The sequence below is a fragment of the Acinetobacter zhairuonensis genome (genome assembly GCF_022601715.1).
Lineage (GTDB): Bacteria > Pseudomonadota > Gammaproteobacteria > Pseudomonadales > Moraxellaceae > Acinetobacter.
This window is the reverse complement of the sequence record NZ_JAKVIM010000020.1, coordinates 1-15,724: the sequence shown is the minus strand read 5'-3', so window position 1 is coordinate 15,724 and position 15,724 is coordinate 1. Positions and strand designations below refer to the sequence as shown.

The window sequence follows — 15,724 nt, the reverse complement described above, 5'->3', positions numbered from 1 at the left end:
ACATGCTATGCTCCGAAGCAAAGCAAAATTAGAGTATCCAACATGGCTTTATTACGTGTAGAAAAACAGAATGGAATCGCAACAGTCAGTTTAAACCGTCCAGAAAAACGCAATGCCATGAGCTTTGCTTTACTGAATGAACTGGTCAAAGTCGCAAAGCAACTGAAAAAAGATCGCAGCATTCGCTGCGTGATTTTAACTGGTGAAGCCCATGTATTTAGTGCAGGGATTGATCTTGCCGACTTGAACAACCCTAAAAACAGAGCCTATGCGGCGTGGGAATTGGTTAAACCAGGACAAAGTCTCTTCCAAAAAGCGTTTTTAATTTGGCAAGAACTGCCTGTTCCTGTGATTGCGGCTTTAGAAGGTTTTTGTTTTGGTGCGGGCATGCAATTGGCGTTGGCAGCAGATATCCGAATTGCCCACCCAGATACCCAAATGTCAATTATGGAAAGTCGTTGGGGATTAGTACCTGATATGGGTTTAAGCCGTTCACTGAAAGGCGTGATTGGGCTGGATTTAGCCAAAGAACTCACCCTGACTGCCCGTATTTTCGACGCCAATTATGCCAAACAGATTGGCTTAGTGACGCATTTGTCTGAGTCGCCACTTCAACAAGCCCAAGCCCTTGCAGAGGAAATGCTGCAACGTTCTCCAGATGCCCTCGCCGCAGCCAAACAGGTGCTGGATGCGATGGAACATCAACCGCGTAAATCTTTACGTTTAGAAAAAATCTGGCAATTGAAACTTTTATTAGGTAAAAACAGTCAATTGGCACGCAAAAAAGACAAACAACCCGAGGTTCAATTTGTGCCGCGCCAGTTCCAATAATTTTGCGCAACAAGAATAAGCTATAGAGAGATTCCAATGAGTTTTGATCGTAATACGAAAATTGCATTTCTAGGCATGGGACTCATGGGCAGCCGTATGGCAACCCGATTGATTCAGGCTGGATTTGAAGTGGCTGTATGGAACAGAACCGCTGCTGCATGTGATGTACTGATTGATTTAGGTGCCACAGCCTTAGAATTGGACAAGATTGCAGACTATCCTGTCATCCTGACCTGCCTTTCAGATGATCACGCTGCTGAACAGGTCATTGAGCAAATTCGACCATTCTGGACAGCAAATCAAGTCATTGTGGATTTCTCTAGCTTATCTGTAGATAAAACCAAAGCCTTAGCAGTACTTGCACAACAAGATGGTGTGCATTGGATTGACTCCCCTGTCTCTGGCGGTACAGCGGGTGCAGAACAAGGGACTTTGGTGATTTTTGCTGGCGGAGATGCTGAAATGATTCAAAATCTCAGTCTTATCTATAATGTGCTGTCTCAACGTGTCACCCGTATGGGTGAAACAGGCACAGGGCAAGCCACCAAAATTTGTAATCAATTGATTGTTGCTGCCAACAGCACCTTAATTGCAGAAGCTGTTGCCTTGGCACGCCAAGCAGGTGTGAACACCACCTTGCTTGCACCTGCACTTGCAGGTGGTTTTGCCGATTCAAAGCCGTTTCAAATTTTAACACCAAGAATGGCCAATCATCAGTTTGAACCTGTACAATGGAAGGTGCAGACTTTATCAAAAGATTTAAATAATGCGGTGCAATTGGCTGAAAAATTCCAATTAGATATCCCCGTAGCAAAAAAAGCATTATCGCAATTGCAGACACATCAGAATAAAGGCTATGCTGAATCAGACTTAGCCACAGTAATTCAACAGGTTGAAGCAGAATAATAATGCAAATGCAGGAGCACACTCATGACTAAACTCGCAGTGAATCTTTCCATGATCTTTACTGAAGTGCCACTCATTGAACGTTTTGCACTTGCCTATGCTCATGGCTTCAAACATGTTGAAATTCAATTCCCCTATGAACTCAGCATTGCAGATATTCAAAAGCAACTGACCCAACATGATTTAAGCCTGTGCTTAATTAATGTCCCTGCGGGAGATTTGATGCAAGGCGGAAATGGTTTGGCAGGTATTCCGGGCAAAGAAATTGAATTTCACCAAGCGCTTGAATTGGCAATCCAATATGCTGTGGCGTTAAAAGTCCCCAATGTGAATATTTTAGCAGGCAAGCAACCGTTGGATTGTGACCTACTCCCGTGTCTAAACACCTTAGCTAAAAACTTAAAACTTGCCTGCTTTATGCTGGCAGAACACCATATTCAACCCGTATTTGAAATCATTAATGGCACTGACATGCCACGCTTCTTAATTCAGAATATCGCCCAAGCGCAAGAAATTCTGGAAGCTGTGCAACACCCCGCCCTTAAAATGCAATATGACTGTTATCACATGGCGATGATGGGCGAAGATGTCTTGGAAGAATTGAAAGAAAATATTCTTGAGATTGGACACATCCAGTTTGCTGATTGTCCTGGGCGACATGAACCAGATACTGCACAAATTAACTTTAAAGAAATTTTCGACTGGTTAAGCCATAGTGATTACGCAGGTTTTATAGCCGCAGAATATCGCCCGCAAGCCCATTCAAATCACTCATTTGCATGGAAAAACAAGTACTTTGCTGAACATCCACAAAGTTAAAAAACAGACAATTGAAATTTGGTGATAAAACCGCTATATTAGAACATGAGTTATTGTCAGGAATTATGACCCTTTATGAATTTAGAACCATCGCCCAGCGCTTCTAATTCTCTCGATCTCGCAATGAATTCTCAAGCTCAAGACGTACAAGCTTGCTTAAAAGTTGTACATGAAGCTCTATTAGATGTAAAAGCAAAAGATATTATTGAACTTGATGTGAGCAGCATCAGCAATGTCGCAGATGCGATTGTGATTGCTAGCGGTACATCAACTCGTCACGTCAAAGCACTTGCTGACAATGTCGCTGAAGAAGCGCGTAAAGCAGGCTTCCGCCCTATTGGTGTGGAAGGTGAACGTGATGCAGAATGGATCTTGATTGACCTTGGACTCGTTGTGGTTCACGTCATGTTACCGACTGCGCGTAAATTTTACGATCTCGAAAGTTTATGGCGTACAGCTCCAGAATCTGTAGCATAAGAAAATGACCGATTCGGTCTAAAAAAGCCAGTTCGTACTAAGACGAACTGGCTTTTTTATTTTCTATCTTCTACTGAGCAGATAGATAAAGCACTCCTCTCTTGAAGCACCTTACCCCTCTGTATATGTATGTCCGCTAGATCAATTGATGCAGATCGACATCCATAAATTGCTGCTTAATCTGTTCTTTTGCTCGCGCAAAAATAAAATCAGCTTTACTCGGTCCATAGAACTCGCAATACACTTCATAAATTGTGGTGAGCACTTTGGCATAACTAGTTACAGGCAAACATGCTACAAAATCATCTTCATGAATGGCAACAGGTGAAGCTATGACATAACCCAAATCAGCTAAGCGTGCTTTTACATCCTGATCAAAATCGGGATAGTCCGACTGCGGAACACCTTTCACCACAAACAAAACGAACTGCATAAAGGCATCGATTAATTGAGCCGAAACCGAAGCTTCTTCTTTGGCTTGCGGTTTGATTTGCAGTAAAACTTGTTTTTCCACCTCAGAGATTTCAAACAACACCTGACGCAGCATATCTTTACGATAAAAACGCAACTCTTCGGTATTACAGACTTCGCTTAAAAAACGATTCAGCACAAAAGAAGGCTTATCACCATATTCTTGCTCCCAATAACTCAGGACGCGCTCCAGCGCAATTCCTGTTAAATATTGGCTTAATCCCCGCTCAATCGCAGTGCGTTTTTGTCCTATCGTCAATAATTCATTCGGCATACTTATGAACTCCTTAGTGACGTTTGGCCATACCATCAGTTTCAAAAGTCACATCTCGTTGAAACTCTGGATATGACAACTCGGCATGTTCGGTATAGTCCAGTCCACGCTGTTCATGTTGTTTACTGACACGCAATCCACCCAAAACTTTTTCCAATACTTTGAACACCACAAATGCCACACCAAAACCCCAGACAAAACCAGCAATGATGCCTAAAATCTGAATGGAAATAATTTGAGAGTTAAATGGACTTGCTTCATAAAACAGCCCAGCCGCCAATGTACCCCATGCCCCACAAAAACCATGCACCGTGACTGCATCGACCACGTCATCGAGTTTTAATTTTTCAATCAAAACAGGCATTACACTGACGACTAATCCAGCAGCTAAACCTGTCACCACCGCATATAACGGCGACATGGTGGCACAACCCGCAGTAATTGCGACCAAGCCCCCCAAAGAAGCATTAATCGTGGTTCTGATTAAAATAGCCTTACCACGCATTAAAGCAAACATCATATAAGCAACAGCTGCCGCACATGCCGCCAAGTGCGTATTCAATGCAATACGACCAATACTGACTGTCGCATTCACGGTAGACGCGGCATTAAAACCAAACCAAGCCAACCATAGAATAAAACCACCCAGCGCCACCAAAGGTACGTTATGACCCGCCAAATAATGTGATTGACCATTTCGCCCAAAGCGCCCCAAACGTGGACCTAGCACCACAATACCTGCCAAAGCCACCCAGCCGCCAATCGAATGCACCACGGTTGAACCTGCGAAATCAATGAAGCCCAGTGACTTTAACCAGCCCTCACCCTCAAACAGACTTCCCCATGCCCAACTACCAAAGACCGGATAAATTAAGCCACTAACCACAGCCGCACTGACCACATAAGCCACAAAGTGAATCCGCTCCGCCATCGCACCACTGGCAATGGTGGTTGCTGTTGCCGCAAACATCATTTGAAAGAACACCAAGTTCCAATGCCAGTCATCCAAAGCATTAGGAGCAAAGTGACTTGCACCAAACCAACCTGTGGTATTGATTCCAAACATCAAACCAAAGCCAATTAACCAAAAGACTAAGCCCCCTAAGCATGCATCCATATAGTTTTTCATCAACACATTGACCGTGTTTTTACCCCGCACCGAACCACTTTCGACCAAGGCAAAACCCGCCTGCATAAAAAAGACCAAAATCCCTCCCATGACCACCCAGACACTGTCGAGCGAAATGCGAATTTCTTGAATGTTTTGTGCTTGTGCTGTTGCAGGGTCTACAGCAAAACTTGTTGTAGATAAAACCCATAACAATATGAAGTAGATATAGTTTATTTTTTTCATGAACAATCCCCCAAAGATCTGTTCACAAAATGCAAAATCAATGCCAATCAAAACACATATTCAGTATGTAATGTATGAATCTGCTCTTTTTAATCCCCTGTATACCCCCAATTAAATTTCAGACATAAAAAACCATCCTACAGGATGGTTTTTAAAGTTCGTTAAGTCATAATAAGATACAACAGGATGGCGCTGATGATGCCTTCAAGTACTTCTCAAACATCAGCATCAATTACGCTAAACATTCCAAAACTCATCTAAAATCAATATTAAACAAACAGTGGAAGGCAAACTACTAATACGCCCTTTACTTTCCTAGAGCCGCCGCCATAAGTGGACCAGCTTGCTCATCGGTTAAAGCGGGCAATACCTCCATGGAGAGAAGATCATTCCATTCCATCGCCCACTGTTGTAACAACCCTGCATCATCTGCTTCAGCAACCGCAAAACCAGATTGCTGTGCCACAACAAACCATCTTCCTAGCATATTTACACCAGCAGGCGGTTTACCTCCTGTCTTCAGAAAACGTTCAATTGCTGCATTACGATTTTCTGGACGACTACTCCACTTGAAAATAAATAACATACGTCACCTCTTCAAGCTCATTGGCACACCTTTATTCCATAGATGTAGGAGCGCACCGAGTCCCCCATAGATTTAATTACTCTTATTTACCAAACAAACAATATGCCTCTTTAAAGCATTTAACATAATTATTTTGACTGCTTTTTGTCTTTATTTCGCTGATGTTTTGATTATATTTTTGATTGCTTTTTGCTTATATTTACATCGAGTTATAATGATTCAAAATCATACACCCCCTAAGCGCATGAAATGATGAAATTGCTCCCAATAAAAAAACCATCCCGAAGGATGGTTTCTTAAGACTCGTCCAATCTTAGTGACCGCCACCATTAATTGCTTTAGTCATATCTTCCACAACTTTCTTGGCATCACCGAAGACCATCATGGTTTTTTCATTGTAGAACAAGTCATTATCCAAGCCCGCATATCCTGTTGCCATAGAGCGTTTGATCACCATAATGGTACGTGCTTTATGCGCTTCAAGAATCGGCATACCATAAATCGGTGATGTTGGATCATCTTTCGCTGCTGGGTTTACTACGTCATTCGCACCAATCACCAGCACGACGTCTGTTGCAGGGAAGTCAGAGTTAATCTCATCCATTTCCAAGATGTCTTCATAAGCAACATCAGCTTCTGCAAGTAATACGTTCATGTGACCTGGCATACGACCTGCCACTGGGTGAATCGCGAAGCGAACTTTTACGCCCTGCTCTTTCAAGATTTCACACAACTCTTTTACTGCATTCTGTGCACGACCTTGCGCCATACCATAACCCGGTACAATCACAACGCTGTCTGCATTTGACATTAAGAAACCTGCGTCATCTGCTGAACCAGAACGGTGGTTACGTTGAACTTGCTCACCTTTATCTGCTGCTGCCACTGCTGCACCACCCATCGCACCACCAAACAAGACGTTGATGATTGAACGGTTCATCGCCTTACACATGATGTAAGACAGAATCGCACCAGAAGAACCCACCAGTGAACCCGCCACGATTAACATATTGTTTTCAAGTGTGAAACCAATACCTGCCGCAGCCCAACCAGAGAATGAGTTAAGAAGCGATACCACAACTGGCATATCACCACCGCCCACTGGCGCAATCCACACCCAACCAAATGCGAGTGCAAATGCAGTCATCGCCCAGAACGCAGTCATGTTGCCTGTGGTGAAGAAGTAGAAACCGCACGCCAACATTGCAATAAAGATGGTCGCTTGAACAGGTTTAACCCATGCACCCGAAATGGTTTTTGCCCATTTTTTCGCAGCCAATTTACCATAAGCAAATACAGATGCAGTAAAGGTGATGGCACCGACGAAACAACCCACGAACAATTCAAATAAATGCACTGAACTCATGTGCGCATGCTGAACACCCGCAGCAGTTAACGCCGCTTCATTTTGTTCAAACAATACAGTCAATTGGTTGTTGTGCAGAATTGCCGCAATCGCAATCAATACCGCAGCCAAACCGACCAATGAGTGCATTAGAGCAACAGTTTCAGGCATTTGCGTCATTGGAACAGTTTTGGCACGCGCGATACCTACTACCGCACCCAACACCATTGCACCACCAATCATCCAAACCACTGGATGCTCAGCCACAAAGAAGGTAGTGACTACAGCAATCGCCATTGCGATCATACCGTAACGGTTACCTTGAATTGCTGTTTTAGGACCAGACAAACCACGTAAAGTGAGGATAAAAAGGACGGCACCAATCAGGTAGAACCAATCCGCATAGTCTCGAATAAATTCCATCAATTAGCCCTCTTTTTTCTTTTGCTTTGGCTTGAACATTTCAAGCATACGCGCAGTTACCGCGAAGCCACCGAAAATGTTAATACTCGCCAAGAACACAGCCACAGCGCCTAATACGCTCACCACATTGACACTTTGGAATGCAACATTCGCTTCAACACCAATCGCAGGCATACCGACAGTTTGCAGCATTGCACCCACAACAATGATGGATGACAATGCATTGGTAACTGCCATTAATGGCGTATGTAATGCTGGCGTTACGCCCCATACCACGTAATAACCTACGAAGATGGCAAGGACGAAAATAGTAATCGTTTCAACCATGAGAAATCTCCTTAACCACGCTTCAGCAGTACTTGACCGCCATGAGTGACCAATAGGGCTTTTTGAATTTCGTCTTCTTGATTCAAGACAAAGTTTTTGTCCTTATCAAATAAAGTTTCGACAAAATTAAAAACGTTACGTGCATACAGTGCAGATGCTTCGGTAGACACGGTAGATGGAATATTTGGAACACCCAAAATCTTCACACCATTTTCAGTCACAACGGTTGTGCCACATTGTGAACCTTCAACGTTACCGCCAGTTTCTACCGCCATGTCCAGAATCACTGAACCTGGTTTCATCTTGGCAACTGTTTCTGCCTTGATTAAACGCGGCGCATCACGACCGGGTAACAATGCCGTGGTAATCACGATGTCTGCATTCGATACTGCTTTATCAACAATCGCCGCTTGGTCTTTGATGTACTGCTCACCTGGCATCCATCCATAACCATTTTTCGCGGCATCTGCTGCACGTTGTTGCTCTTCTTCAGACATTGGGACGTCTAACCACTTACCACCCAAAGATTCCACTTGGTCTTTCGCAGTTGGACGTAAATCTGTGGCTTCAACCACTGCACCTAAACGTTTTGCTGTCGCAATCGCTTGAAGACCTGCTACACCCACACCCATGATCACGACACGCGCAGGTTTTACTGTGCCCGCTGCAGTCATTAACATTGGGAACATGCGTTGATATTCTGCTGCTGCCAAAAGTACAGATTTATAGCCTGCAAGGTTGGCTTGAGAAGACAACACGTCCATGTTTTGTGCACGAGATAAAGTACGTGGTAACAGCTCCAATGCAAATGCAGACACTTGTTGTGATGCAAATTGATCGAGTTCGGTGTTACGGTATGGATCAAACATTGCCACCACGGTGGTGTTTGCTGCCATTTTTTGAATTTCCTCACCCTTTGGGGCACGGACCTTCAAAATCAGCTGACTACCGGTATAGGCATCGTCTGTAATTTTGGCACCGACTTGTTCATAAGCACTGTCAATATAAGCAGCCTTAACACCAGCACCACGTTGAATGACCACCGTATGACCCGCGTTGATCAACTTCTTAACTGTCTCTGGCGTAGCGGCTATACGATTTTCACCGACGACAGTTTCGGTTGGGATTCCGATTTGCATGAGCGTTCCTCAAGCTAATTTTTCTATCTAGCAAACACCGTCAAAAACGATGTTCCCCCAGGATGTGTTCTTGTTGAATTTTTGGATTCTAATTGAACTGTTTTAAATTACCACCCAATATTTATTTAATAAATACCCATATTTTGAACTGATGATTCATAAATATAATCATACGATATATCATCCATCAGTTTTGCCTAACACCTAGATCTGCTGCATAAGCATACAGTTCGGCTATTTTTATCATTTTGAGCTGCAGAAATGCCCGATTTGAGGCTCAACCCTGTATTGGTGATTTGAGCTACTGGTATTTTCGACAAAATTCAACCTTTGAGCATCATTCTTCAGATTCATCCCTGTTCTACACAATTTAAGCAATTCTTGCTTTTTTATGCGCAAAATTAACTAATATGACCTTTTATAAAGCCCTCTGCCGAAATTGGATTGACTGAGCTTTGCTCCATTTTCAGTTTTTTTAAATCAACACCTGTATGCGCAAAAATCCGAGTTTGATTCTTAGCTTAAGAGGATTTAAAGACACACCGATGAAATCCCACAAAAAACTTATAAAGCAGGAAATTTAATTAAAAAAAATTTTCAAATCATTTAGCCAGATGATGCAATATGTTTCACCTGTCATATTTTGCACTATTTTAGGTCACTAATCGTTCACGTGACTTGAATGACATCTTTACGCTTAAAATCAAATACGACAGACCACAATCCATTCAAATTCCAAAATAAAAAAATTATAATTATCAAAAAATTAGATGAATTTAATTGATCGATTTAATAATTTAATTCTATATATTGTTAATTTTATTATTCCAAATAGTATGCAAATCTATCATTTTTTTGCATTTTTAACTTCCCCCCCGACCACCTATACTGAGCATCAACCCTAGCTTGCTAATGCCAACACAGTCTTATTTGCATGAATTTCACTTTATCTCGCGCACAACTCGGCAGTTTATTCGCCATTGGTGCTGCCTTTTTGTTTAGCAGCAAAGCCATTTTCATTAAACAAGCCTATGCTCTATCTCCTGTGGTGGATGCCACACTGCTGATGGCAATTCGCATGGCATGTGCCTTACCCTTCTTTTTACTGATTTGCTGGTTGAATCGGGAAAAAAGTAAAGGTTTAAAAGCCAAAGATTGGGGACTACTGATTACCGCAGGCTTAATGGGCTATTACTTTGCCAGTTGGCTCGACTTTCTGGGCTTGATGTATATTAGTGCTTCTTTGGAACGCATCATTTTATTTCTCTACCCGACCTTAACCGTCTTGGCATCGTGCGCTCTGTATCGTCAGAAACTGTCGTTTAAAAGTGTGATTGCAATCCTGCTCAGTTATGGCGGAACGGTGTTAGTCATGCTGCAAGAACAACAAAATGCACCTGTACAAGAACATTTTTGGCTGGGTGCCAGCTTTGTGTTTGCCAGTGCGATAGCCTTCGCCGCGTATCTATTACTTACACCACCACTAATTCAAAAGTTTGGTTCATGGAATTTTACAGGTTTGGCGTTAAGTACTGCCTGTATCGGTACACTGGTGCAATTTTTCTGGGTCACGCCACATCCGATGTTGTTAATTCAACAACTGCCACATGCCGTACTTTGGTATGGTTTAGCTTTAGGCTTCTTTGTAACGGTCGTGCCTACAGTATTGTTAATGCAAAGTATTGAACGCTTGGGTGCCGCTCAGTCCGCTATGATTGCCTCGATTGGTCCCATACTGACCATTTTATTGGCGGTGGCATTTTTAAATGAACATCTGAATTTCTGGCAATGGGTCGGCTGTGTACTCAATATCGTCGGGGTGATGATGATTACCTTATCCAAAAAGAAATTAGCCAAATAAACATTAGCTCACTACATGACATTCTATCTGTGTAAATTAAGTGGTTTCGTCATTGCTGCGTAGCGACAACTCGCAATGCTCTGGATCAATTTGCATGAGTAACTGCTGAAAATGTGCGCCTGCCGAAGTTTCAGCAAAGACATCATTTGGATTACGCAAAGGGCATTGCTCTAGGGACAAACACCCGCAACCAATGCACCAATCCAGTTGTTGGCGTAGCTGTAATAGACGCACAATCTGCTGATCTAACTGTGCTTGCCAGTTTTTGGACATCTGTTGCCAATCTTGTTTGGTCGCATTACCTTGTTTAGGTAAAGCAGCAAAGGCCTCTTTAACCTGTTGCAATGAAATCCCCACCTGCTGTGCGGCCTTGATAATTGCAACCCGTCTTAACATGGAACGTTGATAACGACGCTGATTACCTGAGGTTCGGGTACTCCAAATCAATTCTTTTTCTTCATAAAAACGTAAAGTAGCGACACTGACATCGCTGCGCTTTGCTAAATCTCCAATACTTAACCATGCTTGCGTAATTGAAGCAGGTTGCGAAATATCTGACACAGGTCTTGACCTCAAGTTAACTTGAGCTTTGATACTAGCAAAAATTCAAGAGCAAACAGGACTTTTTATGCAACAGGCGAACGCAGCATCTGCATTTCAATTGATAAACCCAAACACACTGTATAATCCACGTCCTTTTGCCTATAGTCACATGGCTGAAGTTCGGCACTTTTCACGTATACTTCATATTTCAGGACAAGGTGGTGAAAACCAACGAGGACATTTATCTAAAGATTTCGCAGAGCAAACGCATCAAGCATTTGAAAACCTTAACCATGCTCTTCAATATGCGCACGCTTCTGTTTTAGATATTGCAGTTTTAAGAATTCTGGTGGTTGATCATAGCCCCAAGAAACATCAGTTTTTAATTCAGGAAATACAAAAGCGCTGGAAACAACATGACTTTCCTGCCTGCACACTGATTCCTGTTCCGTGTCTTGCCTTATCAGGGATGCTAATAGAAATTGAAGCAACCGCTTATTGCAATTAACCGAACAAGCCAAGGAACGTTATGAATTCTCCTCGTGATATTAGCCAAGACAAACCTTTGCTGTGGCTTATGGCTGTGGCTTGCGGTCTATGTGCTGGTGCCAACTACTACTGCCAGCCTTTGATCCATTCGATTCAACAGTATTTTGATGTCCCTGAATCTCAAGTTGCCTTAACCGTGACCTTTGCCCAAGTGTCTTATGCACTGGGCTTACTGCTCATTGTTCCGATTGGCGATATGGTGAATAAAACCAAATTTATTCCGTTGCTGATGTTTCTGGCGGCAATTGGTTTGTTTATCTGCGCCTTTGCGGTCAATTTACCCATGCTTTGGCTTGGTACCAGTATTGTTGGACTGTTTTCCGTGGCAGCTCAGGTGCTCATCCCTTTGGCAACCATGGCGGTTAAACCCGAGAAAACAGGTGAAGTGATTGGCTTTTTAATGAGTGGCTTATTGGTCGGTTTGCTGCTTTCAACCAGTTTGGCGGGTTTACTCTCTAATTTATTCCATTGGAAACTGATTTATATCTTAAGCGGCATTTCGATTTTAATTCTGGCTTTTTTACTTCAATCCCGCTTGCCTTATGTGATGTCATTCAAGATGAGCTATCCGCAAGTGTTTCAGTCCATGGGACTTTTACTTAAGGATGAACGTCGCCTTGTCTTGCGTGCTTTGATTGGTGGTTTTGCCTTTGCTGCCATGAGTATTTTATTCTCCACCATTGCCCTGTTACTGACTTCGGAAACCTATCAACTGCCTGATGTACTGGTCGGGGTAATCCCGCTGATTGGTGTATTCGGCGCACTGTCTACACAATATGTGGGGAAATTGGCAGATCAAGGCTATACCACGGTACTCACTTGGACAGGCTGTGCCATCATGGCAATCAGCTGGTACTTCCTGTATTTAGGTGGGCAGCATCTATTGAATTATATTATTGGCTACGGTCTGATTAACTTGGGCTTAGCCGTAGTACATAGCAGTAATCAGAACATTATTTTCCGTATTCGTCCTGATGCAAAATCGCGTATTAACTCGATTTATATGACCATGTATTTTATTGGCGGTGCCTGCGGTTCCGCATTGGGTGTGTATGCTTGGCATCATGGTGGATGGAGCATGAGCTGTCTGGTGGGGATCTTATTGGTGGTTGGCGCTGCCATTTTTGCATTGATTGATTTACTCAGCTACAACAAACCGCTGAGTCCGCATAAGCCAATCTAGTCGCGTACCATTGTTCAACCTGCCCTACAGCCTGAATTTAGCTGTAGGGCAAAAATCTAAAATAAATCATGAGACTTGCATGACAGGATAGAATGGTTTGTCCGTATCCAACTGTTCGGCATTTTCCAGCAAAATATACATAAAAATTGGAATCAGGGTCGATAAAATACTGCAACCATCTACTATAAAACGACGGTTCACGACACTGTTATAAGTCACCCCACCTTGCAAAATCTGATTACGCAAGGTGTTTAAACGAGCGAATAAAAAGGACAAAATCTCTGTAATTTTTCTGCCCTGCAATGCCTGATGTACCACACGTTGCTCGGCTTCAAACTCGGTTTTCCACGATGCCTGACTGATTTTATGATTGTGATAATCCCAAAAACCCTGATAAATATAAGGATTATCTAAAACAACCTGAATGGTTTGCTTACATTTATGTCCCAGCACATAGTCAATTTTATGTTCCCGATCCAACTGGCTTAGCGAGCCTAAAAACTGCTTAACCCCCTGCTGTGGTTGCAGCACAGCACCTTCACGTGCATAAATGGCATTAAAGGCAATCCATAAACTGATAAATTTTAAATCGAGATCTTCATCCAATAGCATCGCTTTTTTAAACCAACTAATCCCACGATGGAGTCTTAAATTAAAGGCATCGGAATGTTCTGCTTTTTTATTTTTAAATACTTCTTCGAGTACTAACATATTCATCTCCTTTTCTTTATTCTTTTCTATCATTTACCTTAACCAATTTAACGCTCGCACTCAATCAAAAAACGCATATCCCCCCGTTCATTAAATCAATTTGATTGCAAAAAATCATTTAACATCAATAAAAAAACAGCCCAGCGAACCGGACTGCTTACTTCATATTCGATGAATTTTATTTCTTTTGTGACAGTAAATTTTCAACCAATTTACTGAAATCCAGCGTGGTGGCTTTTTGTACAGGCGGGTAATCCATCAATGACTTCACATGCTCGCCTAGTAATGCTTCTACAGGTTCACCCAGCCATAATTTTTGCTGAGTAATTTCAGAACGGTCTGTAGTGCTATCAAATGACTCATATGGATCCTGACGAATGTTGAAGATCAATGGAATCTTCTGCTTTTGATAGCCACCGTAATAGTCTTCACTGGTTTCTAAATGAATCTTCCACTGGTTGATTCGAAGAGCACGCAGGGTAGATTCATGGTAATACAGGTAATTATTACGCTTACTTTCAGCCGACTTACCTGTCCAGTAATCAAGGTTATTTAAACCATCAATGTATTGTTTACGATTGGTTTTCATGTCTTCCACAACATTTGGATTACCCGCTACAGTTGCCAAAGTCGTGAAAAGATCCATATTCGCCTGAATCCCAGTTTTCACCTGTCCCGCAGGAATGTGTCCAGGCCAACGGATCATCATTGGAACACGTACGCCACCTTCATAAGTCGTCATTTTCTCGCCACGGAATGGCGTGGTTCCACCATGGTTTTTGGCACTGTGTTCAGGACCATTGTCCGTGGTATAAACAATAATGGTGTTATCCAACACCCCCATCTTCTTCATTTCATCCAGCACATGACCAACTTGCATGTCATGCTCAATCATGCCGCTACCGTACAAATCTTCTTCAGAAGTAGCTTTTGACGCCAGATGACGATGTGAGTCACGCAAATGTGTGAACACATGCATACGACTTGGGTTTAACCATACAAAAAACGGCTTGTCTGCTTTTTTACTGCGCTTCATAAAGTCTAAGCTGGCTGCAATGAATTCATCATCCACCGTTTCCATGCGTTTACGCGAAAGTTCACCCGTATCTTTACATTTTTGCTTACCCATTTTACCAAAACGCGGATCAGTCGTTTCATCATCTGTAGTGTTTGCATAACAGTGTAGAACGCCACGAGTACCAAATTTTTGACGGAATTCTGGATCTTTTGGATAATCAAATTGCTCAAAAGTCTCCTCAGTATTGAGGTGATACAAATTACCGAAGAACTCATCAAAACCATGCACGGTTGGTAAATGTTCGTTACGGTCACCCAAGTGGTTTTTACCAAACTGACCACTCATATAACCCAAAGGTTTTAGTACTTCTGCCAGCGTTGGTGTTTCTGGTTTAATCCCTAAAGGCGAACCTGGTCGCCCTACCGTGGTCAAACCTGAACGAATTGGATACTGACCCGTAATAAACGATGCACGACCTGCGGTAGAACTTGGCTGTGCATAATGATCAGTGAACATAATGCCTTCTTTGGCAATACGGTCAATATTCGGCGTGTTATACCCCATAACCCCATGGCTATACGCGCTGACGTTTGTCATGCCCACATCATCCGACATAATCACCAAGATATTCGGTGCTTTTGCCATCAGGGCGGTTGAAAGCAAAGCTCCACCAGCCAGAGCGATGGAACGTGCAATAATTTTTTTACGCATATGTTTTCCTTAACAGTTTTTGGAACAGATAAAAAATCACTTGCAAACAGTTGTATCCACTCAACCATTTGATACTTCATCATTTATGGGCGACGTTCTGCCCTACGTTATTACGGTTCTTTTAATGTGCTTGTAAGCGTTTCGCAATCTCACTTTTGGAAGTGGTTGCGGTATGAAAAAATTTCTTTAAGCCCGA

16 protein-coding genes are annotated in these 15,724 nt (G+C 42.6%); 7 read left to right on the top strand and 9 right to left on the bottom strand.

Going from position 1 to position 15,724, the window contains the following annotated elements:
- The first annotated feature begins 42 nt into the window (after positions 1 to 42).
- The 4 genes from MKI85_RS14275 (at position 43) to rsfS (ending at position 3,033) form a co-directional block, all read left to right on the top strand.
- Positions 43 to 831: a crotonase/enoyl-CoA hydratase family protein gene (locus MKI85_RS14275; protein WP_241628571.1), complete on the top strand. Its 789-nt coding sequence runs from the start codon at positions 43 to 45 to the stop codon at positions 829 to 831.
- A 36-nt stretch (positions 832 to 867) separates the two neighbouring features.
- Positions 868 to 1,737, top strand: coding sequence for an NAD(P)-dependent oxidoreductase (locus MKI85_RS14270; RefSeq protein WP_241628570.1), 870 nt, complete (start codon positions 868 to 870; stop codon positions 1,735 to 1,737).
- Positions 1,738 to 1,761: 24 nt separating this feature from the next.
- Complete coding sequence (locus MKI85_RS14265; protein ID WP_241628569.1) at positions 1,762 to 2,556, top strand: hydroxypyruvate isomerase family protein; 795 nt, start codon at positions 1,762 to 1,764, stop codon at positions 2,554 to 2,556.
- A 75-nt stretch (positions 2,557 to 2,631) separates the two neighbouring features.
- The gene (gene rsfS, locus MKI85_RS14260) at positions 2,632 to 3,033 is read left to right on the top strand and encodes a ribosome silencing factor (protein WP_016166152.1); all 402 of its coding nucleotides are present in this window, start codon (positions 2,632 to 2,634) and stop codon (positions 3,031 to 3,033) included.
- 136 nt (positions 3,034 to 3,169) lie between these two features.
- Here the strand turns inward: rsfS and MKI85_RS14255 are convergent, their stop codons facing one another.
- The 6 genes from MKI85_RS14255 to MKI85_RS14230 form a co-directional block, all read right to left on the bottom strand.
- Positions 3,170 to 3,778 carry a hypothetical protein gene (locus MKI85_RS14255; RefSeq protein WP_241628568.1) on the bottom strand — a complete coding sequence of 203 codons (609 nt, stop codon included), beginning with the start codon at positions 3,776 to 3,778 and terminating at the stop codon, positions 3,170 to 3,172.
- Positions 3,779 to 3,791: 13 nt separating this feature from the next.
- Positions 3,792 to 5,132: an ammonium transporter gene (locus tag MKI85_RS14250; RefSeq protein ID WP_241628567.1), complete on the bottom strand. Its 1,341-nt coding sequence runs from the start codon at positions 5,130 to 5,132 to the stop codon at positions 3,792 to 3,794.
- Between the two features lie 307 nt (positions 5,133 to 5,439).
- A complete protein-coding gene (locus MKI85_RS14245; protein ID WP_241628566.1) occupies positions 5,440 to 5,718 on the bottom strand; it encodes a DUF3303 domain-containing protein in 279 nt (92 codons plus the stop codon).
- Between the two features lie 313 nt (positions 5,719 to 6,031).
- On the bottom strand, positions 6,032 to 7,486 hold the full coding sequence (locus MKI85_RS14240; protein ID WP_241628565.1) for an NAD(P)(+) transhydrogenase (Re/Si-specific) subunit beta: 1,455 nt from the start codon (positions 7,484 to 7,486) through the stop codon (positions 6,032 to 6,034).
- 3 nt (positions 7,487 to 7,489) lie between these two features.
- Positions 7,490 to 7,813 carry a proton-translocating transhydrogenase family protein gene (locus MKI85_RS14235; RefSeq protein WP_241628564.1) on the bottom strand — a complete coding sequence of 108 codons (324 nt, stop codon included), beginning with the start codon at positions 7,811 to 7,813 and terminating at the stop codon, positions 7,490 to 7,492.
- An 11-nt stretch (positions 7,814 to 7,824) separates the two neighbouring features.
- Positions 7,825 to 8,952, bottom strand: a complete 1,128-nt coding sequence (locus MKI85_RS14230; protein ID WP_241628562.1) for a Re/Si-specific NAD(P)(+) transhydrogenase subunit alpha — start codon at positions 8,950 to 8,952, stop codon at positions 7,825 to 7,827.
- Between the two features lie 934 nt (positions 8,953 to 9,886).
- Between MKI85_RS14230 and MKI85_RS14225 the strand changes: the two genes are divergently transcribed.
- On the top strand, positions 9,887 to 10,813 hold the full coding sequence (locus tag MKI85_RS14225) for a DMT family transporter (protein WP_241628561.1): 927 nt from the start codon (positions 9,887 to 9,889) through the stop codon (positions 10,811 to 10,813).
- A gap of 36 nt (positions 10,814 to 10,849) precedes the next feature.
- Here MKI85_RS14225 and soxR read toward each other — a convergent pair whose 3' ends face one another.
- Positions 10,850 to 11,374 (bottom strand): redox-sensitive transcriptional activator SoxR, encoded by a 525-nt coding sequence (gene soxR, locus MKI85_RS14220; protein WP_281070042.1) that lies wholly within the window; start codon positions 11,372 to 11,374, stop codon positions 10,850 to 10,852.
- A gap of 67 nt (positions 11,375 to 11,441) precedes the next feature.
- On the opposite strand from soxR, the gene MKI85_RS14215 reads away from it, so the two are divergent.
- Both MKI85_RS14215 and MKI85_RS14210 read left to right on the top strand, forming a co-directional pair.
- Entirely contained in the window at positions 11,442 to 11,864 is a 423-nt protein-coding gene (locus MKI85_RS14215; RefSeq protein WP_241628560.1) for a RidA family protein, read from the top strand.
- A gap of 21 nt (positions 11,865 to 11,885) precedes the next feature.
- The gene (locus tag MKI85_RS14210; protein ID WP_241628558.1) at positions 11,886 to 13,088 is read left to right on the top strand and encodes an MFS transporter; all 1,203 of its coding nucleotides are present in this window, start codon (positions 11,886 to 11,888) and stop codon (positions 13,086 to 13,088) included.
- Between the two features lie 66 nt (positions 13,089 to 13,154).
- Here the strand turns inward: MKI85_RS14210 and MKI85_RS14205 are convergent, their stop codons facing one another.
- The gene (locus tag MKI85_RS14205; RefSeq protein WP_241628556.1) at positions 13,155 to 13,799 is read right to left on the bottom strand and encodes a HEPN domain-containing protein; all 645 of its coding nucleotides are present in this window, start codon (positions 13,797 to 13,799) and stop codon (positions 13,155 to 13,157) included.
- A 178-nt stretch (positions 13,800 to 13,977) separates the two neighbouring features.
- Entirely contained in the window at positions 13,978 to 15,528 is a 1,551-nt protein-coding gene (locus MKI85_RS14200) for an arylsulfatase (RefSeq protein WP_241628554.1), read from the bottom strand.
- Between the last annotated feature and the right edge of the window lie 196 nt (positions 15,529 to 15,724).